Origin of the sequence: Bradyrhizobium sediminis, assembly GCF_018736085.1 — a bacterium.
Lineage (GTDB): Bacteria > Pseudomonadota > Alphaproteobacteria > Rhizobiales > Xanthobacteraceae > Bradyrhizobium > Bradyrhizobium sediminis.
The window spans coordinates 70,402-96,381 of record NZ_CP076134.1 but is presented as its reverse complement, the minus strand read 5'-3'; the positions used below and the strand labels follow the sequence as shown (position 1 = coordinate 96,381).

Below are 25,980 nucleotides of genomic sequence, written 5' to 3'. Positions count from 1 at the left end.
AATTTCTGAAAAACGGTGCTTCACTTGGCTAGTTGCCGCGCCCCTGTCAATAGCGCTCTGCGCGCATTCCGACAGCCGCGTGACGCGGTGCGGGTCATGTGATACCTGCCGCCCCCGTAGAGGACACAATCTTGACCCAATCTGACCAACCGAGGCCCCTTGAATCCCGCGCCAGTGGGCCCCTGACCGGCAAAGTCCGCGTTCCCGGCGACAAGTCGATTTCCCATCGGGCCTTGATCCTGGGCGCGCTGGCGGTCGGCGAAACCCGGATTTCGGGCCTGCTCGAGGGCGAGGACGTGCTCAATACCGCCAAATCGATGCGGGCGCTGGGTGCGAAGGTGGAACGGACCGGCGATTTCGCCTGGGTCGTGCGCGGGGTCGGTGTTGGCGGGTTCGCGGAACCGCAGGCCGCGCTCGACTTCGGCAATTCCGGCACCGGCTGCCGGCTGGTGATGGGGGCCGTGGCCGGCTGTCCGATCACGGCGGTTTTCGACGGCGACGCCTCGCTGCGCTCGAGGCCGATGCGGCGGGTGCTCGATCCCCTGGAATTGATGGGGGCGAAGGTGGTGGCGAGCGGGGAAGGCGGCCGGCTGCCGCTGACGCTGCAGGGCGCGCGCGATCCGCTGCCGATCCTCTACCGCACCCCGGTGGCCTCGGCCCAGATCAAATCAGCGGTGTTGCTGGCGGGGCTGGCCGCGCCCGGCGTCACCACCGTGATCGAGACCGAGGCGAGCCGCGACCACACCGAGCTGATGCTGAAGCACTTCGGCGCCGAGATCGTCTCGACCCGCGAAGGCAGTCACGGCCGCAAGATATCGCTCACGGGCCAGCCCGAACTGCACGGCGCCGAGGTCGTGGTGCCGGCCGATCCGTCTTCCGCGGCGTTTCCGATCGTGGCGGCATTGATTGTCGAAAATTCCGACCTCGTTCTGTCCGACGTCATGACCAATCCGCTGCGCACCGGGCTGTTCACGACGCTGCGCGAAATGGGCGGATCGATCGAGGAAAGCCAGGTCCGCGGCGATGCCGGCGAACCGATGGCGCAATTCCGGGTGCGCGCCTCGAAGCTGCGCGGCGTCGAGGTTCCGCCCGAACGCGCGCCGTCGATGATCGACGAATATCTGGTGCTGGCGGTCGCGGCCGCCTTTGCCGAGGGAACCACTATCATGCGCGGCCTGCAGGAATTGCGGGTCAAGGAATCCGACCGGCTGGAAGCCACCGCCGCCATGCTGCGCGTCAACGGCGTCAAGGTCGAGATTTCGGGCGACGACCTGATCGTCGAAGGCAGGGGTCATGTTCCCGGCGGCGGCCTCGTCGCCACCCATATGGATCATCGCATCGCGATGTCGGCGCTGGCGATGGGGCTGGCCTCGGACAAGCCGGTCAAGGTCGACGACACGGCGTTCATCGCCACCTCGTTTCCGGATTTCATCCCGATGATGCGCGGGCTGGGGGCGGAGTTCTCATGATCATCGCCATCGACGGACCTGCCGCCTCAGGCAAGGGCACGCTCGGCAAGCGGCTCGCCCATCACTATGGCTATCGTCACCTCGATACCGGCGTGATCTATCGCGCGGTGGCCAAGGCGCTGCTCGACGCCGGCGCCGATCTCACCGACGAGGCCCGCGCGGTCGCCGTCGCGATGGAACTCGATCCCGAAAAGTTCGGAAATCCCGCGCTGAAGACGCAAATGGTGGGCGAGGCGGCCTCGGTGGTCTCGGCCATCCCCAAGGTGCGGGAGGCATTGGTCAATTTTCAGCGCCAATTCGCCGCCGATCCGCCCGGCGCAGTGCTCGATGGCCGCGATATCGGAACCGTGATCTGCCCGAACGCCGATGTGAAGATCTTCGTCATCGCCGACCCCAAGGTCCGGGCCCGGCGCCGGACCCTGGAGGCACGGGCGAGGGGCGAGGAGGCCGACGAGGCCCTGGTGCTGGCGGATATCCTCAAACGCGACGAACGCGACCAGAACCGGGCTGTAGCCCCCCTGAAAGCGGCCCCAGATGCTTACTTGCTCGATAACTCGCATTTGGATATAGAAGGCGGCGTCAGGGCCGCCATCGACATTGTCGAGGCCGTCCGAGCGGGCCGGCAGCGGGTTTGAGCGCTCTCAAACTAAACCGCTGCCGTCATTGGAGGAAAGCCCGCTCCCGGCTTCGAGATCGATAAGCTCAGGCCCCGGACACAATCAACGTATCGAACGTGCAGTCATACTGCCGGCCCGCTTTCGCAATTGTTCGCGGATAGCGGTCGTCAGGGTTTGCGGAAACCTGACACTTCACGCGCGACACGCCCTTTAACCCGAATGGCCGGCTTTACCCGCATCTGGAGAACAAATGGCTTCGACTGCTGCTTCATATAATCCTTCCCGCGACGATTTTGCCGCGATGCTCGACGAGAGCTTCGCCGGCGGCAATCTGCAGGAAAGCTCCGTCATTAAGGGCAAGGTAGTTGCGATTGAGAAGGACATGGCCGTCATCGACGTCGGCCTGAAGACCGAAGGCCGCGTGGCGCTGCGCGAATTCGCAGGGCCCGGCCGCGAAAGCGATCTCAAGGTCGGCGACGAGGTCGAGGTGTTTCTCGACCGCATCGAGAATGCGCTCGGCGAAGCTGTGCTGTCGCGCGACAAGGCGCGCCGCGAGGAAAGCTGGGGCAAGCTCGAGAAGGCCTTCAACAACAACGAGAAGGTGCACGGCGTCATCTTCAATCAGGTCAAGGGCGGCTTCACCGTCGATCTCGACGGCGCAGTGGCGTTCCTGCCGCGCTCCCAGGTCGATATCCGTCCGATCCGCGACGTCGCACCCCTGATGAACAATTCGCAGCCGTTCCAGATCCTCAAGATGGATCGCCGCCGCGGCAACATCGTGGTGTCGCGCCGCACGGTTCTGGAAGAGACCCGCGCCGAGCAGCGCCAGGAACTGGTGCAGAACCTCGAAGAGGGTCAGGTGATCGACGGCGTCGTCAAGAACATCACCGACTACGGTGCGTTCGTCGACCTCGGCGGCATCGACGGCCTGTTGCACGTCACCGATATCGCCTGGCGCCGGGTCAATCACCCGACCGAAGTGCTCACCATCGGCCAGACCGTGAAGGTCAAGATCATCAAGATCAACCACGAGACCCACCGCATTTCGCTCGGCATGAAGCAGCTGCTGGACGATCCGTGGCAGGGCATCGAGGCCAAGTATCCGCTGAACGCGCGCTTCACCGGCCGCGTCACCAACATCACCGACTACGGCGCTTTCGTCGAACTGGAACCGGGCATCGAAGGCCTGATCCACGTCTCGGAAATGTCGTGGACCAAGAAGAACATGCACCCCGGCAAGATCGTTTCGACCTCGCAGGAAGTCGAAGTGCAGGTGCTCGAGGTCGATTCGGTCAAGCGCCGCATTTCGCTCGGCCTCAAGCAGACCATGCGCAATCCCTGGGAAGTGTTCGTCGAGAAGTTCCCGGTCGGTTCGGTGGTCGAGGGTGAGGTCAAGAACAAGACCGAGTTCGGTCTGTTCCTCGGTCTCGAAGGCGACGTCGACGGCATGGTCCATCTGTCCGATCTCGACTGGAAGCTTCCGGGCGAGCAGGTGATCGACAACTTCAAGAAGGGCGACATGGTCAAGGCCGTGGTGCTCGACGTCGATGTCGAGAAGGAGCGCATCTCGCTCGGCGTCAAGCAGCTCGAAGGCGACCCCTTCGCCGAGCCGGGCGACGTCAAGAAGGGCGCGGTCGTGACCTGCGAAGTGCTCGAGGTCAAGGAGAGCGGCATCGAGGTCAAGATATCCGGTACCGACTTCACCACCTTCATCAAGCGGTCGGAACTGGCCCGTGATCGCAACGACCAGCGCGCCGAACGTTTCGCCGTCGGCGAAAAGGTCGATGCGCGGGTGATCCAGTTCGACAAGAAGGCCCGCAAGGTGCAGGTCTCGATCAAGGCGCTGGAAGTCGCCGAAGAGAAGGAAGCCATCGCGCAGTACGGCTCCTCCGATTCGGGGGCGACGCTGGGCGACATTCTCGGCACCGCGCTCAAGCAGCGCACCGACAAGTAGGCCTCGCGCTTTCCGTCTTCATCAATCGGGCCCCGGTTTCGACCGGGGCCTTTTTGTTGATTCGAGAAGCGGACTCCGCTCCTTTTCCCCTCTCCCCTTGTGGGAGAGGGTGGCACGAAGGCGCGGAGCGCGTTCGTGACGGGTGAGGGGTATGTCTCCGTGGATAGAGACCCCTCATCCGGCGCGCTCAGGAGCGCAAGTGCGCTCCAAAGCGCGCCACCTTCTCCCACAAGGGGAGAAGGAAGAAGGGGCCTTGTTTTCTTCATATTGCATCGCAATTGATGTAATTGAGGCACGACATGTTAGGGCTGTGCGGAGAACACCGTGCGATCCCTCCATGACCGCTCGCTGGGAGATTTTTCGATGTCGCTTGATTCAGACGTGATCGTCGATCGCCGCCGGATACGCCGCAAGCTGACGTTCTGGCGCGTGGTCGCCGCCGTGGTCGCGATCGCGGCCGTCGTCACCGTCGGCGTGGTCGCGACGCCGGCCGGACGCGGCACCTTCACGACGTCGGGATCGATTGCACGGGTTCATATCGACGGCCTGATTCGCAGCAACAACGATCGCATCGAGGCGCTGGATCGGCTGGAAAAATCGCGCGCCGCGGCCGTCGTCGTGCACATCAATTCGCCCGGCGGCACCACCGCGGGCTCCGAGCAGCTCTACGACGCGCTGGTGCGCCTGAAGGCCAAAAAGCCCATGGTGGTCGTGGTCGAGGGGCTGGCGGCGTCGGGCGGCTACATCACCGCGATCGCGGCCGATCATATCGTCGCGCAGCAAAGCTCGCTGGTCGGTTCGATCGGCGTGCTGTTCCAGTACCCGAATTTCACCGAGCTGTTGAAGACCGTCGGCGTCAAGGTCGAGGAAGTGAAATCCTCGCCGCTGAAAGCAGCGCCCAACGGGTTCGAGCCGACCAGTCCGGAAGCGCGCGCAGCCCTGGATGCGCTGGTGAAGGATTCCTACGCATGGTTTCGCGGCCTCGTGAAATCCCGGCGCGGCATGGACGACGCCTTGCTCGAAAAGGTCGCGGACGGACGGGTCTTCACCGGCCGCCAGGCGCTCGATCTCAAGATGGTCGATCAGCTCGGCGACGAGAAGACCGCCATTGCGTGGCTGGTCGCGCAGAAGGGCGTCAAGGCCGATCTGCCGGTGCGCGACTATAAACTGTCGCCGCACCTCAGCGACCTGACTTTTCTGCGAACCGCGGCTTCCATCACGCTGGATGCGCTGGGCCTGAGCGCGATCGCGCGGCAGGTCGAGCACGCCGGCCTCGCCCAGGCCGTCGATCGCCTCGGTCTGGATGGAATGCTGGCGCTGTGGCAACCTGCGGGGGGCAATTGATCCGTAAAAATCCGGTGCCGGTCCGGTCCTCCCGCATTGCGGGTATCGTCACAATCCCCAATCCGGCCGTTTGTCACGCCTTTTCGCGCCGCCCAAAATTGATTTAGCGTCTTGACAGTTCAAGGTATTTTCACGGAAATGGATATCCGCACGTTCCCGGGTCCCAGTCTCGATGATCAAATCCGAACTTGTTCAGCGTATCGCCGAGCACAACCCGCATCTTTACCAGCGGGATGTCGAGAATATTGTGAACGCGATCCTCGATGAGATCGTGGCAGCCCTGGCGCGCGGCGACCGGGTCGAGCTGCGCGGCTTCGGCGCGTTCTCGGTGAAGCATCGCCCCGCCCGCGCCGGCCGCAATCCGCGCACCGGCGCGCATGTGCCGGTCGATCAGAAGAGCGTTCCGTTTTTCAAGACCGGCAAGGAAATGCGCGAACGGCTGAACCGCGACAGCGGGGCTTCCGACGCCGGCGCGTAGGCGTTTTACGCCGGTTGGCCGTGGGGTTCGCAAGCCACTAGCGGAATGGGCCAAGGGCCTCCGTCAACGCGAGAGATGGTCATGCGAAAGTTTCTCACGGCTCTGGTCGTCATTCCCCTTGGCCTGTTCTTCGTCATCTTCGCGGTCGCCAACCGGCATCTGGTGACGGTGTCGTTCGACCCGTTCAATTCGACCTATCCGACGGTCGGGGTGACGCTGCCGCTGTTCGTCGTCATCATCGCGGTGGCGATCCTCGGCGTGGTGGCGGGCGGCTCCGCGACCTGGTTCCGGCAGCGCCACTGGCGGCGCGCCGCGCGTCAGCACGAGGCCGAGGCGCGGGCGGCCCGGACGCAACTGGCCGATCTCCGCGCAAGCCAGGCGGCCTGGCGCGGCGATCCGCAGCGCCTTCCGGCGCTGACGCAGGGCGGCGGTTACGGGTCCGGCGGGCGAGACAAGCAGGGCGCGACGTTGTAGAACCCGCCCCGTCAGCCCGGTTTAAAGTCCCTGTTTTCGTTGCCCGAAGGAACCATGTCCCTGCTCGTCAAAATTTGCGGCCTGTCCACGCGCGAGACGCTCGACGTCGCGCTGCAGGCTGGCGCCGACATGGTAGGGTTCGTGTTCTTTCCGCCGTCACCGCGGCATCTCTCTCTCGAGACGGCGCGTGATCTCGGCCGCCAGGCCAAGGGCCGCGCCGTCAAGGTGGCGCTCACCGTTGATGCCGACGACGCCACGCTCGGCAATATCGTCGAGGTGCTGCAGCCCGACATTCTGCAGCTGCACGGCAAGGAAACCGTGGCGCGGCTGCGCGACATCAAACGGACCTTCCGATTGCCGGTCATGAAAGCGCTTCCGGTCGAGACCGCGGCCGATCTCGTGCCGTTGCCCGGCTATGCCGCCGTCGCCGACCGCATCCTGTTCGACGCCCGTGCTCCCAAGCACGCCACACGTCCGGGCGGCCTCGGCGCGGTATTCGACTGGCATGTGCTCGAAAATCTCGACCTCAAACTGCCGTTCATGGTCTCCGGCGGTCTCCATGCCGGGAATGTCGCGGAGGCCGTGCGCGTCACCCGCGCCGGCGGCGTCGATGTTTCCTCGGGCGTCGAGCGCACGCCCGGCGTCAAGGACCCCGAGATGATCCGCGCCTTCATCCGCGCCGCGCGCGCCACCGAAGAGTTGATGATTCGATGAATCCAGCCTTACCCAATTCCTTCCGCAGCGGTCCCGACGAGCGCGGCCATTTCGGCATTTTCGGCGGCCGCTTCGTCGCGGAAACGCTGATGCCGCTGATCCTCGATCTGGAAAAGGCCTATGCCGACGCCAAGGCCGATCCGGCGTTCCAGGCGGAAATGAACGGCTACCTCAAGCACTACGTCGGCCGGCCGTCGCCTCTCTATCTGGCCGAGCGCCTGACCGAGCATCTCGGCGGCGCGAAAATCTATCTCAAGCGCGAGGAGCTGAACCACACCGGCTCGCACAAGGTCAACAACGTGCTCGGCCAGATCATGGTGGCGCGGCGGATGGGCAAGAAGCGCATCATCGCCGAGACCGGCGCCGGCCAGCATGGCGTCGCCACCGCGACCTTGTGCGCGCGGTTCGGGCTCGAGTGTGTCGTCTATATGGGCGCGGTCGACGTCGAGCGGCAGCAGCCCAACGTCATCCGCATGGAAATGCTGGGCGCCAGGGTGGTCCCTGTGCAATCGGGCTCGCGCACGCTGAAGGACGCGATGAACGATGCGCTGCGCGACTGGGTCACCAACGTGCACAACACCTTCTACTGCATCGGCACCGTTGCCGGTCCGCATCCCTATCCGATGATGGTGCGCGACTTCCAGTCGGTGATCGGTGACGAGACCCGCGTGCAGATGCAGGAGGCCGAGGGCCGCCTGCCGGATTCGCTGATCGCCTGCATCGGCGGCGGTTCCAACGCCATGGGGCTGTTCCATCCGTTCCTCGACGATCCCGGCGTCGAGATCTTCGGCGTCGAGGCGGCCGGCCACGGGCTGACGCAGTTGCATGCGGCGTCGATCGCCGGCGGCCGGCCCGGCGTGCTGCATGGCAACCGCACCTATTTGCTGATGGACGACGACGGCCAGATCCAGGACGCGCATTCGATCTCGGCGGGGCTGGATTATCCCGGCATCGGGCCGGAGCATTCCTGGCTGCATGAGACCGGCCGGGTGACCTATCTGTCGGCGACCGATGACGAGGCGCTGGCGGCATTTCAACTGCTGTCGCGGCTCGAAGGCATCATCCCGGCGCTGGAGCCCGCGCACGCCATCGCCAAAGTGATGGAGCTCGCGCCGAAGCGTCCCAGGGATCACCTGATGGTGGTCAATCTCTCCGGCCGCGGCGACAAGGACATTCCGCAGGTGGCGGACATTTTGCGGGGGAAGAAGAAATGACCACCCGCATCGACGCACGCTTTGCCGAGCTGAAGAAGCAAGGCCGCTCCGCCTTCATCACCTTCCTGATGGCCGGTGATCCCGATCCCGCGACCTCGCTCGATATCGTCAAGGCGCTGCCGAAGGCGGGAGCCGACATCATCGAGATCGGCATGCCCTTCACCGATCCGATGGCCGACGGCCCGGCGATCCAGGCGGCCGGCTTGCGCGCGCTGAAGGCCGGCATGACCCTGAGGAAAACGCTGGCGATGGTGCGCGAGTTTCGCAAAGGGGACAACGCGACGCCGCTGGTGCTGATGGGCTATTACAATCCGATCTATATCTACGGCGTCGATAAATTCCTGGTCGATGCGAAGTCCGCCGGGGTCGACGGCCTGATCATCGTCGATCTGCCGCCGGAGGAAGACGTCGAATTGTGCCTGCCGGCGATGCAGGCCGGGCTCAATTTCATCCGGCTGGCGACGCCTACCACCGACGACAAGCGGCTGCCCGCGGTGCTCGCGAATACGTCGGGCTTTGTCTATTACGTCTCGATCACCGGCATCACCGGCAGCGCCAGCGCCAATACCGCCGTGGTCGGCGAGGCGGTTGCCCGGATCAAGCGGCACACCCAATTGCCGGTTTGCGTCGGCTTCGGCATCCGGACCCCGGAAGCGGCGCGCGGCATCGCCGAGAACGCCGACGGCGCGGTGGTCGGCACCGCGCTGGTCGATGCCCTGGCCGCCAGCCTCGATGCCCAGGGCCACGCGACCGCGAAAACGGTGACCGCGGTGGCCGATCTCGTGGCAGCCCTGGCGCAGGGCGTGCGGGGAGCCAAACAGGCTGCGGAATAAGCCACAATTGCAGGCGAGATAGACCGTCGGCGGCGACTTGCCGGGTAACGACCGGGCCGCCATATAATTCAGAGCGCGATCAGCAAAAGTGGATTCCGGTTTTGCGTCCGATCGCGCTCTAAACTATTGAAGTGAGCGCATGATCTTTCGCCAAACCGCTCACACTTTGGCGGATCATGCGCTAACGATGCGTATTTGACCGCATTTCGGAGCGAAACATGAATTGGCTCACCAACGTCGTCCGGCCGAAGATCCGCAGCATCCTGCGCCGCGAAACGCCGGAGAATTTGTGGATCAAGTGCCCCGATTCCGGGCAGCTCGTGTTCTACAAGGACGTCGAGGCCAACCAGTTCGTAATTCCCGGCTCGAACTACCACATGCGCATGGGCGCGGTGGCGCGGCTGAAATCGATCTTCGACAACGAGACCTGGTTCGACGTGGCGTTGCCCGAGGTGACCGCCGATCCGCTGAAATTCCGCGACGAGCGCAAATATGCCGACCGCATCAAGGATGCCCGCGCCCGGACCGGGCTGAACGACGCCATCAAGGTCGGCTACGGCAAGCTCGAGGGCGCCGGCGTCGTGATCGCGGTGCAGGATTTCGATTTCATGGGCGGCTCGCTCGGCATGGCCGCCGGTGAAGCGATCGTGCGCGGGCTCGAGCTCGCGGTCGAGAAGAAATCGCCGTTCATCGTCTTTGCGGCCTCCGGCGGCGCCCGCATGCAGGAAGGCATCCTATCCCTGATGCAGATGCCGCGCACGACCGTCGGCGTGCAGATGCTGCGTGAGGTGAAACAGCCCTATATCGTGGTGCTGACCAATCCGACCACCGGCGGCGTCACCGCCTCCTATGCGATGCTGGGCGACGTGCAGATCGCCGAGCCCGGTGCGCTGATCGGCTTCGCCGGCGCCCGCGTCATCGAGCAGACCATCCGCGAGAAATTGCCGGAAGGGTTTCAGCGCGCGGAATACCTGAAAGACCACGGCATGGTCGACATGGTCGTGCACCGTCACGATCTGCGCCCGACTTTGGCGCGGCTCTGCCGGCTGCTGACGAAATCGCCGGCGGTCGAAACCGCCGCGAAGCCCGCAGCCGAGGTCGCCGCCGCGGCTCCGATCGTATCGGGCGCGGATGTGGCGCCGGCCGTACCTCACGCGTGAACGCGCCCGCGGCAAAACGGGACCAGCCGCTCGGCGAGCTGATCGCGCGGTTGTCGGCGCTGCATCCGAAGCGCATCGATCTCGACCTCGAGCGGATGCAGCGGCTGCTGCAGCGGCTCGATCATCCCGAGCGCCAACTGCCGCCGGTGATCCACGTCGCCGGCACCAATGGCAAGGGCTCGACCATCGCGTATCTGCGCGCGATCCTGGAAGCGGCCAACCTGCGCGTCCACGCCTACACCTCGCCCTATCTGGTGCGGCTCAATGAATGCTATCGCTTAGGCGCAGCCGGCGGCGGCGCCCTGGTCGGCGATGAAGAGCTGCGCGCCGCGCTGGAACATTGCGAGCGCGCCAATGCGGGCGCTCCCATCACCATCTTTGAAATTGAAACCGCGGCGGCATTTTGCCTGTTCGCGCAGCATCCGGCCGACGTGGTGCTGCTGGAAGTCGGTCTCGGCGGGCGGCTCGACGCCACCAATGTGGTCGAGGCTCCGATGGCGACCGTGATTGCGCCGGTCAGCATGGATCACACCGAATTTCTTGGGCAAACCCTGATGACGATCGCCCGCGAAAAGGTCGGCATCGTCAAGCGCAACGTGCCGGTGGTCTGTGCCGAGCAGGCGCCGGAGGCCATCGCCATCATCGAACAACAGGCCAGGCGCATGCATGCGCCGCTGTACCGGGCCGGGCAGGAGTGGCACGTCAATGTCGAGCGTGGACGCCTGGTCTATCAGGACGAACGCGGCTTGATGGATCTGGCGGCGCCGAAACTGTTCGGCCGGCATCAGTTCGACAATGCCGGCCTCGCCATCGCCACGCTGCGTGCATTGGATACCTTGAAGATCGATCCCGCGGCGTTCGAGGCCGGCATCGTCGGCGCCGAATGGCCGGCGCGGATGCAGCGGCTGGCGGCAGGCGCGCTGGTGGACCAGGCGCCGCTGGATTGCGAGATATGGCTCGACGGCGGACACAATGCCGAGGGCGGACGTGTCGTCGCCGCAGCCCTCGGCGATCTCGAGGAGCGGGTGTCGCGTCCGCTGGTGGTCATCGTCGGCATGATGGCCAACAAGGATGCGGCCGGGTTTCTTGCCAATTTCGCCGGACTGACCCGCCACATCATCGCGGTGCAGATCCCGGATCGCGACAACGCCATGCCGCCGGACCGGCTGGCGGACGCCGCGCGTGCCCTCGGCATGCGGGTGGAAACGTTAGGCAGTGTCGAAGCCGCCTTGCGTTCGCTCACCCGCCTCGCCTACGAGGTGCCGCCGCGCATCCTGATCACGGGGTCGCTGTATCTCGCGGGACATGTGCTTGGCCTCAACGGCCCGCCGCCGGGATAGGTCGACAGCTCGATGCGCTTTGCCGCCATTGCGCTGGCGACCGGGTGGATCGGTGACGCAAAACAAAACGGCCGGCGATGAGCCGGCCGCTTTCAGAATGATCGTTACGCGGGAAGCGGCTCAGACCGCGGCGGTGATCCACTGCTGCAGCTTCGCCTTCGGCGCGGCGCCGACCTGGCGCGAGGCCATCTCGCCGCCCTTGAAGATCATCAAAGTCGGGATCGACATCACGCCATACTTCGAGGCCGTCTTCGGGCTCTCGTCGACGTTCAGCTTCACGATCTTGACCTTGTCGCCCATCGCGCCGGAAATCTCGTCAAGCGCGGGCGCGATCATGCGGCAGGGGCCGCACCACTCGGCCCAGAAATCGACCACGACCGGGCCGGTCGCCTTGAGCACTTCGGCTTCGAAATCGGCGTCAGAAACCTTGCCAACGGCCATGGGAATACCTCGTTCGGGTTGGTTGGAGAGCGCGGTTGAGAATCGCGCTTGGGATGATATGGCCAACCTATGAACGCGATCTTGCCCGGTCAAGCTCGCTCACGCCGAGATGATGGATGCGAGCTGCGCGTCCAGCGCGGGGGGAGAAATCTCCATCAAATCAGGGGTTTCGGTCCAAAGCAGCGCGGCCCGGACCGGCCGCTGGGGATAAAGCTTGCGCAACACCGCCCGGTAGAGGGCGAGCTGCCGGACATAGCCGGACGGCGCCCCGGCCTCTACGGCCGGCGGGGCGTGGTTGGTCTTGTAGTCGACGATCAGGACCTCGGCCGGTGTCACCACCAGCCGGTCGATCTGCCCCGAAACCAGGGCCGGCGGCCGTCCCGGCCGCTCCAGACGTCCCGCGATCGAAACCTCGGCGCGGCTGTCGGGCGCGAACACCGGCGCAAAACGCGAATCCCCGATCAGCGCCAGCATGGCTTCCGCCAGCGCCTCGCGGTCGCCGTCGCTCCAGTCGCCGGCGTTGCGGGCGAGGTAGCGCAGCGCCGCGTCGCGGCGGCGCTCGGCTGTGACGTCGGGCAGGGATTGCAGCAGCCGGTGCACCAGCGTGCCGCGCAACAGCGCCCGCGCGCGCAACTGGATGGATTCGCCTGACCGGACCGGATGGCTCTCGTCCGCGGCGGGGTCGGACGGGCGCAGCAGGTTGTCGGCGGCTGGTTCCGCAGGCGCCGGCGCGCGCAACCAGGCGGGCAACTCGGCCCGGGCGACTGCCGCTGGAGCCGCAGCCGCGGCTGTGGAAGCCGTGACGTCCTCAGGCCGCGCGTAGCGTTTCACCACGCCGTCAGTTCGCTCGATCTCCTGCAACTGCAGCCCGGAATTTTCGAGGCCCTTGACGATCAAATCGTACCAGGAATTCCTGCGCACATTGTTCATGTTGCCCGGCATGCAGCCGCCGACGATCAGGCGGTCGGCCGCGCGCGTCATCGCCACATACAGCAGGCGGCGGTACTCATCCTCGGTTTCGGCCAGCATCGCCTCGCGGGCCGCCGCGACCTCCGCGGGATCGTCGGCCTTCCTGCCGGCCCAGACCACGACGCCGGGTGCATGCGACGCCGCATTGTCCTGCGGCAGATGGATGAGTTTCAGGCGCTGCGTATCGGACGGCGACGACGTGGTGTCGACCAGGAACACGACCGGCGCCTCCAGTCCCTTGGCGCCGTGCACCGTCATGACGCGGACTTCGTCGCGCGTGATTTCCATGTCGCGCTTCACTTCGGTGTCGGCCGCGCGCAGCCACGCCATGAAGCCCTGCAGCGAGGCCGGCGCCTTGCGCTCATAGCCAAGCGCCAGTTCGAGAAATTCGTCGAGCGCGTCATTGGCTTCATGGCCGAGCCGCCTCAGGATCCGCTTGCGGCCGCCGTCGCCGCCGAGCAGCCAGGCATAGAACGCAAACGGCGTTCCCGCGGCACAGCGGCGCTCGCATTCTTCGAGACGCTTCAGCGCATCCGCGAACTTTCCGTTGCTTGCGGCGTGAAGACTCAAGGCGCCGCGCAGCGATCCCTTGCGCTGCCACGCCAGTGCGAACAGGTCGTCGTCGGAAAGGCCGAACAGCGGGCTCTTCAGCGCCACCGCGAGCGCGAGGTCGTCCTGCGGCAGTAGCAGCGCGTCGGCCAGGTTCATCAGGTCGATGATCGCGATATGCTCGGTCAATTTCAGCCGGTCGGCGCCGGCGACCGGGATATTGGCATGCTTCAGCGCCTGGATCACGGCGTCGAAGGCGTTGCCGCGCCGCCGCACCAGCACCAGCATGTCGCCGTAGCGCAGCGGGCGGCGCTTGCCGGCGTGGCCGGTCATGGTGCCGCTTTCGATCAGCGTTTTGATCTCGGCCTGGATCCGTTTTGAAAGCTTCACTTCCGGACTGGTCACGGACACGCCGTCGAACGGCGCGCGCCAGCCCTCGATGTCCTGCCGGTCGTCGGCTTCCGCCAGTTCCCAGAGATCGATCAGGCTGGGCCCGGCGTCGGCGAGCGAATGGTGGATCGGGTAACCCGTCTCGACCGAATGGATGCTGCCGTAGATCTCCTGATCGCGAAACACATGATCGACGGATTGCAGGATCGCCGCCCCCGACCGGAACGAATAGTTGAACGACACCGGATCGAATTTCAGTCCGGCGGCCTCGAACTTCCTGTGCAGCAATCTGCGACGTGTATCGAATTCCCGTGGCGCCGCGCCCTGGAACGAAAAGATCGACTGCTTCTCGTCGCCGACCGCGAACACCGTGCGGACGACGCCGTCACGCGCGCCCTCGCCGGCGGTGAATTCGGAAATGATGTGGTCGACGATGTCCCACTGCCGGGGGCTGGTGTCCTGCGCCTCGTCGATCAGCACATGGTCGACGCCGCGGTCGAGCTTGTAATGCACCCAGGCCGACGCGCCGCCGTCCAGCATCGCCAGCGTCTTGTCGATCAGATCGTCATAGTCGAGCAGGCCGCGTTCCTGCTTCTCGCGCCGGTAATTCGCCGCCGCCGCGGTGGCGATGTGCAGCAGGGCTTGTGTGCGGTCGCGCGCGGTGACCGCGCGGCGCCGCTCGATCAGCGGTTCGATGCGGAGGATTTCGGCTTCGAACAAACGCCCGATCGCCGGGTTCTTGGCGGCGAACCGTTTGGTCACCACGGTTTTGCGGGGGTTGCGCTCGTCGGTCAGGAAAACACCGAGATATTCGTCGACCTGCGTGGCGCCGGAAGAAACCAGCGCCGCGCGTAGCCTGGCTGCCTGGTCCTGATCGGATTTACTGCCGGTGTCGAGTGCGGCGGCGATCTCTTCCCATCCCGTTCGCCGAAGATAGGGCCCCTCGACAATCTCGCGTTCGACATCTTCGATGGTGTCGCCGGGATCGACGCCGAGCGCGGCCGACACTTGCGCGGCGGCCGCGTCGGCGGAACCGGCGCTGTCGGTCCAGGCCATGAAGTGATCGCGGCTGAGACAGGCCTCGCGCACGACGTCCTTGAAGGTGACGTCGGCGGCGCTGGCCATGGCGGTCATCAGGGCGCGCCCGGCGGCGCTGTCGGGATCGCGCGACGCTTCCAGCAGCACTGCGAGATTGGCGCGCTCCATCATCTCGGTCTGGTCGCGGTCGTCGAGTACCGCAAAGCGCGCCGGCACATTGGCCTCGAAGGGGAATTGCTGCAGCAGCCGGGTGCACAACGCGTGGATGGTCTGCACCTTCAGCCCGCCCGGCGTTTCCAGCGCGGACGCGAACAGTTCGCGGGCGCGCATCCTCAAATCGGCATCGGGCCGCGCGATTCCCGCTTCGACGATCGCGGCGTCGAGCGCGTCGTCGTCGAGCGTGACCCAGTGGCCGAGAGTGGAGAACACCCGCTCCGCCATGTTGGCCGCGGCGGCCTTGGTGAAGGTGATGCAGAGGATTCTTTCCGGCGGCACGCGCGCCAGCAGCAGCCGGATCACCCGCTGCACCAGCACATGGGTCTTGCCCGAACCGGCATTGGCGGAAACGAATGCGGAAGCCCCAGGATCGGACGCGCGCGCCTGGGTGGCGCGGACGGCGGGGGGGATGGGGCGCGGCGCCATCACCATTCCTCGATCCCCAGCCCGCCGGCCGCGGACCATTCCTTGATGCGGGCGAGATCGTCGTAGCTGCCGTAGCGGTTCGACCACATCGACAGATTGAGCGAAGTATAGGCCTGGCTCTCGTCCTCGAAGGCGCGGATCAGGTTTTCGAGCTTGTTGCGTGCTTCGTCGGCGGCGTCATCGGGCGGCTGCGGCACATCGCGCTGATTGATCTTCAGCTCCAGCACCCTTTGTTCGCCCGGCGGATTGTTGCCGCTGAGGCGGACATAGACGAGTTCCCCGACCGACGAGCCTGCGTCGATGCCGTCGAAACCGCCCTCGCGCAGGATCGCCGCCTCCAGCGTCAGCTGCGGCGACAGCCCCATCCGCACCTGCTTGCCGGTCGGCGGCTGTCCGGTCTTGTAGTCGAGGATGGCGAACGTGCCGTCGTGGCGGCGTTCGATCCGGTCGGCGCGCGCCGACAGCACAAAGCTGCGCGCATTGTCGAGCGGAATCGCAATCTCGCCCCTGATCTCGGCGTCGATGGCGCTGACATTGCCGCGCCGCACGGTCTCCCAGTCCGCAAACCATCGGGCGATGCGCTGGAATCGGGGCCACCACAGCGCCCGTGCCTCGGGGCGCTCCATCAATGGTGTGAAATATTTCTCGCCAATGCCGCGCAAGGTCCGCTCGGTATCGTCGGGCAGCGCCGTGGCAAATTTCTGGGTGAATTCGCCGAGCGCATCGTGGATCGCCGAGCCGCGGTCGGCGGCTGACAGCGGCATGTCGACGGGATCGAGCGCCGCAAGCTTCAGAATGTATTTCGCGTAGATCGTATAGGGATCGCGCAGCCAGTCCTCAATCGCGGTGACCGACAGCTTCAGCGGCCTGACCGCGCGCGGCGGTCTTGGCGCGGGCTGCTGGACCGGCTCGACCTTGTCGGGGCTGTCGAGCCGATCGGCAAAACCGACATATTTTTCGCCGGCGGCCCTGGCGGCTTTCCAGCGTTCCTCGCCCGCCACCGCCTCGAGCCGGTGCAGGAAGCGCGAGGCCACCGCCGGCGCGCCGCCGATCTTGGCGGCATGGCTGAGGATGACGTCGTCGGCGCCGAGCAATTGCGCAAAATCGTGTGCGGAGAGGCCGATGCGCCGCTCCGGCAAATCGAGTCCGAGTTCGTGCCGCATCGGCCGGCTCAGCCACGGATCGATCCGCGGCGCCGGCGGCCAGACGCCTTCGACCAGCCCGCCGAGAATGACGCGGTCGGACTGCGTCAGCCGCGCTTCCAACTGGCCATAGATGTGGAGCTGGGCGCGCGCCGATTCCGGCCGCCGCACGATGCGGTCGCCGAACGCGGTCTGGAATACTTCCGGATAGTCGCCGAGTTCGACCATCAGGCCGCTTGGAGCCTGGCTGCCGAGCAGGTCGTCGAACGCGGACGCCAGCGCAGATCCTTGCAGGCCTTCGAAGCCGACCGCGACGCCGTGCTGGTCGCGCGACAGCTCGATCAGGACGTCGCGATGGCGTTTTGCCAGCTCGGCAAAATCATGGGGCTTTGACGCGCTGATACTTTCGAGCGGGACAAGCGCCTTCTGCAAGGCCCCGATCAGCCCTTGCGCCGAATCGAGTTCCTCGTCGTTGAGCCCGGCCCGGGGCTCGGCACGGTGCAGCGAGGACAACTCGCCGTTGCGGAGCTTGGCGAGCTCCTGGCGGAAGCGGGCGAAATCGTGCGCCAGCCCGCCGCTGCCGGCCTGCGGACGGGTGCCGCGCAACAGCGCCAGTTCGAGCGCCTCGACGGCGTTCTTGAAAGCGCCCTGTGCGCCGCCGAGCCGGCACAGCGGATGTTTCAACAGCGCCAGCAGTGTCGGCGGCTCCAGCCCGCGCGCCGCCGCCTCCGCGGCGAGGCGGGCGAAGATTCCAGCCGGTGTATCGGTCAGCGCGTCGCCGCCGGAATCGTCGAATTCGAGATTCCAGCGGCCGAGTGCCGCGATCACGCGCCGCGCCAGCGCGCGATCCGGCGTCACCAGCGCCGCCGACTTGTTCTGATGCCGCGCCTCGCGCATCGCGACGGCAATCGCGAGCGCCTCCATCTCGGGATTGGCCGCCTCGATGACGGCGAGATTGGCCATGCCGTTCGAAATTTTTTCCGAAACCTCCGGCTCGGCCAGCCGCCGATGCCATTGCGCAGATGCATTCGACGGCCGCATCGCTTCGGAGACCAGCACATCGCGCCCGTGCGGCGACGGCTCGCCGAGGATTTCGACATCGCTGCGCCTGATGCCGAATCGCTCGAGCAGCGCGTGCATGGCGTATTGCGGATGGTTCGACGCCGGGGGAGCGGTGTATTTGCCCTGCGCGTCGATGACGCCGCCGATCAATTGCCAGGCGTCGCCGTCGAGATCGGTATCGAGCCCCGGCAACACCACCGCGCCTTGCGGCAGGGCGGCGACCGCGTGCAACAGTCTTGCGGTCGACGGCATCGATCCGGTCGAGCCGGCCGCAATCACCGGGCCATCGTGATGCGCGGTCAGGCGCGCGGTTTCGGCTTCGATCAACAGGTCGCGCCGCGCCGCCGGCTCGATCCTGCCATGGGCGCCGAGGATCGCGGGCCATGCGGTCTTCGCAACATCGAGGAATTGCAGCGTCAGCTGCCAGTATCGGTCGAGCGCATCCGGCACCAGCCCGTCGAGATCCGACCATTCGACCTTGCGGGTCACCATGTCGTCCATCAGCCGCGCCAGGTCGTCGGCCAGCGCCAGCGTGGACGCCGGCCCGCCGGTCACCAGCGGCGCCTGCGCCGCATCGGCGGGCCTGATCCGCTTCGCCCATAAAGCGATCAGTTGCGCCAGCAGCAGGCGGCGCTGCAGTCCATCCATGGCGGGGGGAATTTCCAGCGCCGCCGATCCGGGCGAGGTCGCCTGCGCGAACGCCAGTTCGTCCTCGTCGATGTCGCCGAGCGCCACGATGCGCGGCAGCACCACCGCGTCGGTCTTCAGTTCATCGAGAAAGATTTCCCGCGCCATGCGTCCGGCGCGCAGGGTCGGCAGATACAGCGTCGCCTGCGCCAGCCTCGCCGGATCGCGGCGCGCCTCGAAGCCGTCGACGAGCCTGCCATCGACCAGCGCGGCAATGACGGAGCGCAGCAACGGCGCCGAGACGGGAACGCTGAAAACGCGCATGGGCTTCCTGATTCGGGATCAGGGCGCATCATGGCATGGGCGGCATTTTGGGTGCGACTCTTAATTGGCCGGGACGACGGATGCCTCAGGCCACGCTTTCGAGAAACGCCTCTTCCGCCGCCTCGACCGCGTCGGGGGTTCCGACATGCATCCAGACGCCGTCCAGCCGCAGGCCGAACAGCCGCTCCTGTTCATTGGCGCGGTCGAACATTCTCGTCAGCGAGAATTCGCCCGCCGGCGCGCCGGCGAACAGCGCCGGCGACATGATCGCAGCACCCGCATAGACGAAGGGGACGACCTGATGCTCCCGGCGCTTGCGCAGCGCGCCGTCCGGCAGCATGGCGTAGTCGCCGCGGCCGCCATAGCCGATGCTGCTCGTGGTCGGCGCCATCAGCAGCAGGATATCCATGCGCGAAGGGTCGAAGGCTTCCGCCAGCCGCGCCAGGTTCGGCCGCACGCCGTCGATCCACAGGGTGTCGGCGTTGACATGGAAAAACGGGGCGTCGCCGAGCAGCGGCAACGCCTTGACGACGCCGCCGCCGGTGCCGAGCACCTGGTCGCGTTCGTCCGAAATGATCACGCGGGGCTGCTTCCGTCCGGCGGTGTGATCGATGATCTGGTCTGGTAGATAATGCACGTTGACGACGGCCTCGCTGACGCCGGCCTCGCCGAGCTTGTCGAGCACATGATCGAGCAAGGCGCGGCCGGCGACGCGAACCAGCGGCTTCGGCATCTTGTCCGTCAAGGGGCGCATGCGCAGGCCAAGGCCGGCGGCGAGGACCATGGCCTTTGAGGGTTTGACGGACATTTTCAGGGACTTCTCGAAGGGTTGTCGTTGGTGTTTCGGATCATATCACGGCGATTCGTACCGCGCATGGAGCTTGACGCCATAGTCGCCGGACATGACGGCGATACGACGGCGGCAACGATACGCTCAGGCTTCGGCCGTCGCGCGCCGGGCAAGTTTCTTTCTCTTGTCGCCCGTCTTGAGGAAATTGACGCCGATTTGATCGCCATTGACCCAGGCCAACTCGCAACGGCGGTAGGCGAGGCCAGTGGACGACAGCAGCAGGAAGAACTCCTTGAGATGCAGTCCCTCGACGGAACCCTCAACGGTGAGCTTGGCGCCGGTCTCTGAAATATCTTCCATGGTGCATTCGCGCCGCCAAGTGCCGTCGATGCCCATCATATGCGCGGGGATGCCGCGCTCGAATGTGACGCGCTCGCCCTTGCGCCGCTCTGTCGCCATTGATTTGCTCCGCCAACAGCCACCGCACCCCGTGCTCCCAGGGTAGGGCTCTGTCGGCAGACTAAGGCGGGGTCGGCTAACAACCGGTAAACCAGGCGCTGTTTACAAAGCGGTTGGCGCGCGATTCGGCCTTTGATTCGAGCACTGGGGCGCCGTGGCGCGTGATGGACGAGGCCGGTTTCGCGACGCACCTCAAGCGCTCTTTGGTTCCTTCCGAGAGCGGACGGGGCGAGCGGTCGCTCGCGCCGACGTGTTCAGTGCCACGGCGGCGCGAATGAGCGCCTTCAGCGCCTTTTCGTCGATCTTGTCGCCCTCATGGAAATCGATGGCACGCCTGGTGTTGCCTTCGAGGCTGGAGTTGAAGAGGCCCGAAGGGTCCTCCAACGCAGCGCCCTTGGCGAAGGTCATCTTCACGGCAGCCTTGTAGGTCTCGCCGGTGCAGATGATTCCGGCGTGCTCCCACACCGGAACGCCGCGCCACTTCCATTCCTCAACGACGTCCGGGTCAGCATCTTTGATCAGCTTTCGAACCCGGGCGAGCATCTCGCCCCGCCAGTCATCCAATTCCTTGATCCGCGCATCGATCTGCTGGGAGGGAGAGCGATCTCCCTTTGCTTCCTTCGAGGCGGTCTTCGCTTTCGTTGTCGTCGCTTTTTTCATGATTTTGTCGCTCGCTGGGCAACATACGGCAGCATGAACATGTACAGACCCGTGAACAGGAGCAAGAACAGCGGGAGCAGTGGCGAATAAACGATCCAAGCGGGCGGTTCGCCCAATGCCATGGCGATAAAGTTGGCGGCGACGGTCGCCGTAAATATGATCGACAGCCAACGGTGAACCTGCCGAATCCGATTGTTCCAATTCAATGGGACCTCCTCTGAAATAAAGACGACGCGCAATGGGCAGACCTCAGTCTGTCCGCGCCAAGACCTGCTCCAGCTTCGCGAAGAACTGCTGCCACCCCGCCTTGGCACCGCCGAAGGCCTGCTTCTGATCCGGCCGGAAGCCCGACTGCTGCATGCGCAGATGCGTCCCCGTGCGCGTCGGCGTGAGCGTAAAGATCACCACGCTCGTCAGATTGTAGGCCGCATCGTCGTGCGCAAAATTCCAAGTGTAGGACAGCGTTCTGTTCGGCTCGATGGCGAGGACCTCGCAGTCCAGCACGCCGCCCCAGTCTCCGCGAAGATTGAAGCGGTGCCCCACGCCCGGCTTGAAATCGTTCTTCATCAACCACTCCTCGATCAGGTGTGGTTGCGTAAGCGCGCGCCAGATCTTTTCCGGCGGAAAAGGCATCTCCCGTTCGACAATGACGGAGAGCGTTTCGGTCGCAGTATTGCTCATTGGTCCATCCTTTTGAGCAGGTCTTCGAGGTCATCGAACCGGCTTTGCCAGAAGCCGGCCATTTGGCTTGTCCAGTCGATCAGCGGAGCCAAGGCGCCGAGCTGCGCGCTATAGTGCGTCTGGCGGCCTTCGTGGCGGTCGCGCACCAACCCGGCCTGCTTCAGGACCCCGAGATGCTTTGAGACGGCCGGTTGCGAGACCCCGGACTGAGCCGTCAGGGCTCCGACCGTCTGCTCTCCTTCGCGGCACAATCGCTCGAAGAGAGCCCGCCGGGTCGGATCGGCGAGCGTTCTGAAGAGCACATTATGAGCGTTCGGCATTCGGGATCGATAACTTTTTGGTTATTGATTAACGTATAACCATCGAGTTATGAGCCGGTCAAGTGTGAAAATGGATTCTTCGAGCAACGTCCGGGAGTCCGGCAGATTGCATAGCCGGCTCGCCGTTCCGCCATGCAACTTTGCAAACGGGGTCTAAGGAACCGGCGGGGGAACGTTGGCGGAATACCACTCCTTCAGCCGCGCCAGCGCGGGGTGCGCCAGCGAGCGGTTGAGATAGGTCCATATCCGGGGCTGGTGACGCAGATATTGCGGTTTGCCGTCGCGCCGGTTGAGCCGGGCAAAGGTGCCGAGCAGCCGCGTGTTACGCTGTGTCGACATGATAGCGTAGAGCTCGGCAAACTGGGCCGCATCGAAGCTCTCGTCCGCCGCGCGCCGCGCCTTGATGTAGTGCGCGAATAGCGAGAGTTCGAGCTGTTCGGGGACGTCGATCCGCGCGTCCTGCAACAGCGACACCAGATCGTAGGCTGCCGGTCCCAGCACGGCGTCCTGGAAATCGATGATGCCGACCCGCGCGATGCCCTCCCGCCCGGCGAGCCAGATCAGATTGGGCGAATGAAAGTCGCGCAGCACCCAGGTCCGGGGCGCCGCCGCCGGCTTTGCGAGCAGATCGCGCCATAGGGTGACGAATTCGGCGCGCAGATCGTCGCTCGGCTCGGCGCCGCGATCCGGCAGGTACCATTCGAGCATCAATCCGATCTCGACCAGCAACGCATCGGTGTCGAACAGCGGAATGGCGTAGGTGAATTCCTGCGCCAGCGGCAATTTCTCCGGCAACGGCTCACGATGCAGGGCCGCCAGCATATCGGTCGCCGCCTCATAGCGCTCGGCGATCGGCCGCGGCGGATCGCCCTCGATGACACCTTCGCTGCCGAAATCCTCGGTGATCAGGAATCCGGCCTCGAGGTCGGCGTGATGGATCGCCGGCGCCGAGAAGCCGCGCTCGCGCAGGCCGCCATCGATGGCGACGAACGGCCTGACGTCCTCGGCCAGATGCACGGCTGCGCTATAGGATTTTCCGGCATAGATCGCGGGCCCATCCGGGCGCCGCGGCGAATTCATCAGGATCACGACGCCGTCGTCGCGGATCAGCCGCGCATAGGAACGCGTCGAGGCATCGCCGGCCATGCGCTGGCGCCTGGCATCGATATAGCCGGCGCGATCGAGGAACTGCCGCAGCGCTTTCAGCCTTGCGACCTGCGCGGCCGCCTTGCCGTAACCGGTGATTTCAGCGGCGCGGGCGGCCGATCCCAGCGCCGGGCGATGGCTGAGCGCGATGTCGATGCGGTCCGGTGGAAGCGCGCCCGGCGCACGTTCCGGCCATTCGATCAGCGCCACCGTGGCTTCAGGCAAAGGCGACAGCCCGATCTCCTCCAGCTCCATGGGATCGTTGACGCGGTAGAGATCGGCATGGATCAGCGGGAACGGCGGCAGGTCGTAACTCTGCGCCAGCGTGAAGGTCGGGCTTGGAACCTCGATGGTGTCGTCGCCGGCGAGATAGCGGATCATGGCGCGCGCCGCGGCGGTCTTGCCGGCGCCGAGGTCGCCCGAAAGCGTGATGACGTCGCCGGGGCCGATCAGCAAGGCAAGGTCGGCCATCAGATGCGCCGTCGCCGTCTCGTTCGATAACGCCAGCGCGAATGTCGTGGGAGCGCTCATTCCGCGGCGTGACGGTGCGCGGCCTGATCGGTCGGGAAGTCGCACGTCACGGTCGTGCCCTTGCCGACGATCGAATCGACGCTCACCTTGCCGCCGTGCAGTTCGACGAAGGAGCGCACCAGCGACAGGCCGAGGCCGGCGCCGCGATGCCGCGAGCCGTGGGAATGGCTCTCGAACCAGTCGAATACCTTGTCCTTGACGTCGGGCGGAATGCCCGGGCCGGAATCGGTCACGGTGAACACGACGCTGCGCTCGGTCCGCCGCGCGCTCAGCCCGACGGTGGCGTCCTGCGGCGAGAAGCCGACGGCATTGGCGAGGAGATTATACAGCACCTGCACCACGCGGCGCTCGTCGCCGACGAAGCTGCCGATATCGGGATCGACGTCGACCTTGAGTTCGATGCGGTCGGTGGCGAGCCGGTCCTGGATGCCTTCGGCGGCGGCCTCGATGGTCTTGCGGATGTCGACCGAACCGAGATTGAGCGACATCGCGCCGGCGTCGATGGTGGCGAGATCGAGGATGTTGTTGATGATGGCGAGCAGCGCGTTGGTCGAGGCGGTGATGTAGCCGAGATATTCGGCCTGCTTCGGCATCAGCGGGCCGGTAGCGGGATCGGCGAGGAAGTGCGCGAAGCCGATGATCGTGGTCAGCGGCGAGCGCAGTTCGTAGGACACGTGGTGGACGAAATCGACCTTCATCTGGTCGGCGGTCTCCAGCGCCTCGTTGCGCTCGCGCAGCGCGCGCTCGACGTTCTCGGTGTCGGTGATGTCCTGGAACGTCAGCATGGTGGCGCCGTCGGGCAGCGGCATGGTCATGCAGTCCAGCACGCTGCCGTCGTTGCGCTCCAGCTTCAGCGGCACCTCGACCCGGTTCTCGATCGCGGTGATGGCTTCGCGGATGGTGCGCCAGGTATCGGCATCGTCGAACAGCGGCCTGCACCAGGCTTCCACGGTCTCGATATGCGGCTGCTCGCGCAGCGCTTCGGGCGACAGCTTCCACATTTTGGCGAAGGCCGGATTGAACAATTGCGCGCGGCCATTGCTGCCGAACACCGCGACGGCTTCGGCGAGATTGTCGAGGGTTTCGCGCTGGACGCGGATCAGGCCGTCGAACCGGCGCGCCAGGTCGAGGCTTTCGGTGACGTCGTCGAACAGATAGGTGACGCCGCCCTCCGGATTGGGCGTGGTGACGACGCTGACGGCGCGACCATCGGGCAGGTACCAGGTGTCCTTTTCGGGCTCGACCGCGCGATAGGCCTCGTGCAGCCTGGCCTTCCAGGCCCGGAAATCCGGCTGTTCCGGCAGCTTGCGCGCGGCGCGCAGCCGGTCGAGCACGCTCGAATCGTCCGGATTGCCATCGAGAAAGACGCGGTCGAGATCCCACAGCCGGCGATAGGAATCGTTGTAGAAGGCCAGCCGCCGCTGGCCGTCGAATACCGCGACGCCGGACGACAATTGATCGAGGGTACGGCGATGGGCCTCCGCCATCCGCTCCAGCGCCGCGCGCAGCGCGGTAGCCTCGCTGGCGTCGATGGCGATGCCGGCCGAGCCGCCGCCGACGTTCATCGCATGGACATCGTAGATGCGCCGTTCGCCGCCGAACACGACCGGCAGCCGCGCGGTAAAGGCCGCGGTGTCCTTCAGCGCGCGCTCCATGACGCCGCGGTCGCCGCTGTCGAGCAGTTCGAGGCCGCGATCGATCGCGTCCGCGACGCTGACGGTCTCTGTCGCCCGCGCATAGGCGGCATTGGCGTAGCTGAGACCGCCCTTGGCGCTTTTGGTCCAGATCGGCCAGGGCGCCGCGGCGGCGAAACCTCGCAGCATCTCGGTTTCCTCCGAGAGCGCCCTGAGCCGGAGGTTGGTTTCAGCCAGTTCCCGGCGCACTCCGCCGAGTTCGCGAATCCGCACAATGGCTTGGCCGCCGATGGCGCGGCCCATGGCCTCCAGCGCGTGTCCGTTGGACGTGGTGAGGTTGAGCAGAAAACCCTCGCCGGCCTCGCGCAGCGCGTCGACCGCGTGATCCATCTGCAGCGCCGGCTCCGGCGGCAGCCAGGTTCCAAACGCCAGAATCCGCTGCGGCGAATCCTGCGCCAGCAAGAGCGAGGTATCGCCGCTGATTTGCGGGCGATTGTTGCCCGCCGCCCACGAGATCAGGATCTGGGGTTCCGCGAACAGCAGCGCGCGCAGGCGGTCGGCCTGCACCTGCAGATCCCCGATGTCGGAGCGCAGCCGCGCCTCGTTCCTTGCCGCGCGGACGCGCGTGCGCATCAAAAGGATTGCGGCCACCACCGAAAAGCCGAGCAGCGCCAGGGCCGTGGTCAGGATCACGAATTCCTGGTGATCGAGATCGAGATAGGCCGCGATCGCCTGCGCGAGCCCTTGATCCTCCGCCCGCGCCGGCGCAATCGGCAGCAGTGCCGCACTGGCAAGGGCGATCAGGCCGTTGCGTGCCAGTGAAGTGCACGACAGCAGGGTCCGACGCATCGCCACGATCACGCCCGACATGGTTTGCCCCAAACCGCACGACTTTGCGCCCGGCGCGCTTCAACCCGCCGTTCGCGAATCGAATGACAATATCCCCAACGGGACTCGACGGGTAAGAGTCCAGACCGT

22 protein-coding genes are annotated in these 25,980 nt (G+C 65.6%); 11 read left to right on the top strand and 11 right to left on the bottom strand.

Annotated features, from left to right (window positions below):
* The first annotated feature begins 131 nt into the window (after nt 1–131).
* The 11 genes from aroA to KMZ29_RS00385 all read left to right on the top strand — a co-directional run bounded on the left by aroA (nt 132) and on the right by KMZ29_RS00385 (nt 11,597).
* Nucleotides 132–1,469 (top strand): 3-phosphoshikimate 1-carboxyvinyltransferase, encoded by a 1,338-nt coding sequence (gene aroA, locus KMZ29_RS00435; protein WP_215621998.1) that lies wholly within the window; start codon nt 132–134, stop codon nt 1,467–1,469.
* On the top strand, nt 1,466–2,104 hold the full coding sequence (gene cmk / locus KMZ29_RS00430) for a (d)CMP kinase (protein ID WP_215621997.1): 639 nt from the start codon (nt 1,466–1,468) through the stop codon (nt 2,102–2,104). The genes aroA and cmk overlap by 4 nt, the downstream gene beginning before the upstream one ends.
* Before the next feature lie 232 nt (nt 2,105–2,336).
* A complete protein-coding gene (gene rpsA, locus KMZ29_RS00425; protein ID WP_215621996.1) occupies nt 2,337–4,040 on the top strand; it encodes a 30S ribosomal protein S1 in 1,704 nt (567 codons plus the stop codon).
* Nucleotides 4,041–4,403: 363 nt separating this feature from the next.
* Nucleotides 4,404–5,384 carry a signal peptide peptidase SppA gene (gene sppA, locus KMZ29_RS00420; protein WP_215621995.1) on the top strand — a complete coding sequence of 327 codons (981 nt, stop codon included), beginning with the start codon at nt 4,404–4,406 and terminating at the stop codon, nt 5,382–5,384.
* A gap of 172 nt (nt 5,385–5,556) precedes the next feature.
* On the top strand, nt 5,557–5,862 hold the full coding sequence (locus KMZ29_RS00415) for an integration host factor subunit beta (RefSeq protein ID WP_215604210.1): 306 nt from the start codon (nt 5,557–5,559) through the stop codon (nt 5,860–5,862).
* Between the two features lie 81 nt (nt 5,863–5,943).
* Nucleotides 5,944–6,336, top strand: a complete 393-nt coding sequence (locus KMZ29_RS00410) for a LapA family protein (RefSeq protein WP_215621994.1) — start codon at nt 5,944–5,946, stop codon at nt 6,334–6,336.
* A gap of 54 nt (nt 6,337–6,390) precedes the next feature.
* Nucleotides 6,391–7,050, top strand: a complete 660-nt coding sequence (locus tag KMZ29_RS00405) for a phosphoribosylanthranilate isomerase (protein WP_215621993.1) — start codon at nt 6,391–6,393, stop codon at nt 7,048–7,050.
* Nucleotides 7,047–8,264 (top strand): tryptophan synthase subunit beta, encoded by a 1,218-nt coding sequence (gene trpB, locus KMZ29_RS00400; RefSeq protein WP_215621992.1) that lies wholly within the window; start codon nt 7,047–7,049, stop codon nt 8,262–8,264. The genes KMZ29_RS00405 and trpB overlap by 4 nt, the downstream gene beginning before the upstream one ends.
* Entirely contained in the window at nt 8,261–9,097 is an 837-nt protein-coding gene (gene trpA, locus KMZ29_RS00395) for a tryptophan synthase subunit alpha (RefSeq protein ID WP_215621991.1), read from the top strand. The genes trpB and trpA overlap by 4 nt, the downstream gene beginning before the upstream one ends.
* 218 nt (nt 9,098–9,315) lie before the next feature.
* Complete coding sequence (accD, locus tag KMZ29_RS00390) at nt 9,316–10,257, top strand: acetyl-CoA carboxylase, carboxyltransferase subunit beta (protein ID WP_215621990.1); 942 nt, start codon at nt 9,316–9,318, stop codon at nt 10,255–10,257.
* Nucleotides 10,254–11,597, top strand: a complete 1,344-nt coding sequence (locus KMZ29_RS00385; RefSeq protein ID WP_249779799.1) for a bifunctional folylpolyglutamate synthase/dihydrofolate synthase — start codon at nt 10,254–10,256, stop codon at nt 11,595–11,597. Before accD ends, KMZ29_RS00385 begins: the two co-directional genes overlap by 4 nt.
* Before the next feature lie 120 nt (nt 11,598–11,717).
* Here the strand turns inward: KMZ29_RS00385 and trxA are convergent, their stop codons facing one another.
* The 11 genes from trxA to KMZ29_RS00330 all read right to left on the bottom strand — a co-directional run bounded on the left by trxA (nt 11,718) and on the right by KMZ29_RS00330 (nt 25,872).
* Entirely contained in the window at nt 11,718–12,038 is a 321-nt protein-coding gene (trxA, locus tag KMZ29_RS00380) for a thioredoxin (protein ID WP_016847387.1), read from the bottom strand.
* A 99-nt stretch (nt 12,039–12,137) separates the two neighbouring features.
* Complete coding sequence (gene addA / locus KMZ29_RS00375; protein ID WP_369810059.1) at nt 12,138–15,632, bottom strand: double-strand break repair helicase AddA; 3,495 nt, start codon at nt 15,630–15,632, stop codon at nt 12,138–12,140.
* On the bottom strand, nt 15,626–18,781 hold the full coding sequence (addB, locus tag KMZ29_RS00370) for a double-strand break repair protein AddB (protein WP_215621989.1): 3,156 nt from the start codon (nt 18,779–18,781) through the stop codon (nt 15,626–15,628). The genes addA and addB overlap by 7 nt, the downstream gene beginning before the upstream one ends.
* An 85-nt stretch (nt 18,782–18,866) precedes the next feature.
* Nucleotides 18,867–19,589: a nucleotidyltransferase family protein gene (locus KMZ29_RS00365; RefSeq protein ID WP_215621988.1), complete on the bottom strand. Its 723-nt coding sequence runs from the start codon at nt 19,587–19,589 to the stop codon at nt 18,867–18,869.
* 126 nt (nt 19,590–19,715) lie between these two features.
* Nucleotides 19,716–20,030, bottom strand: coding sequence for a PilZ domain-containing protein (locus tag KMZ29_RS00360; protein WP_215621987.1), 315 nt, complete (start codon nt 20,028–20,030; stop codon nt 19,716–19,718).
* Nucleotides 20,031–20,222: 192 nt separating this feature from the next.
* Nucleotides 20,223–20,690, bottom strand: coding sequence for a DUF1801 domain-containing protein (locus KMZ29_RS00355; RefSeq protein WP_215621986.1), 468 nt, complete (start codon nt 20,688–20,690; stop codon nt 20,223–20,225).
* Entirely contained in the window at nt 20,687–20,896 is a 210-nt protein-coding gene (locus KMZ29_RS00350) for a hypothetical protein (RefSeq protein ID WP_215621985.1), read from the bottom strand. Before KMZ29_RS00350 ends, KMZ29_RS00355 begins: the two co-directional genes overlap by 4 nt.
* Before the next feature lie 43 nt (nt 20,897–20,939).
* Entirely contained in the window at nt 20,940–21,371 is a 432-nt protein-coding gene (locus KMZ29_RS00345; RefSeq protein WP_215621984.1) for an SRPBCC family protein, read from the bottom strand.
* A complete protein-coding gene (locus KMZ29_RS00340) occupies nt 21,368–21,691 on the bottom strand; it encodes an ArsR/SmtB family transcription factor (protein ID WP_215621983.1) in 324 nt (107 codons plus the stop codon). Before KMZ29_RS00340 ends, KMZ29_RS00345 begins: the two co-directional genes overlap by 4 nt.
* 153 nt (nt 21,692–21,844) lie before the next feature.
* On the bottom strand, nt 21,845–23,368 hold the full coding sequence (gene tsaE, locus KMZ29_RS00335; protein ID WP_215621982.1) for a tRNA (adenosine(37)-N6)-threonylcarbamoyltransferase complex ATPase subunit type 1 TsaE: 1,524 nt from the start codon (nt 23,366–23,368) through the stop codon (nt 21,845–21,847).
* Entirely contained in the window at nt 23,365–25,872 is a 2,508-nt protein-coding gene (locus KMZ29_RS00330; RefSeq protein WP_215621981.1) for a sensor histidine kinase, read from the bottom strand. The genes tsaE and KMZ29_RS00330 overlap by 4 nt, the downstream gene beginning before the upstream one ends.
* Nucleotides 25,873–25,980: the final 108 nt, after the last annotated feature.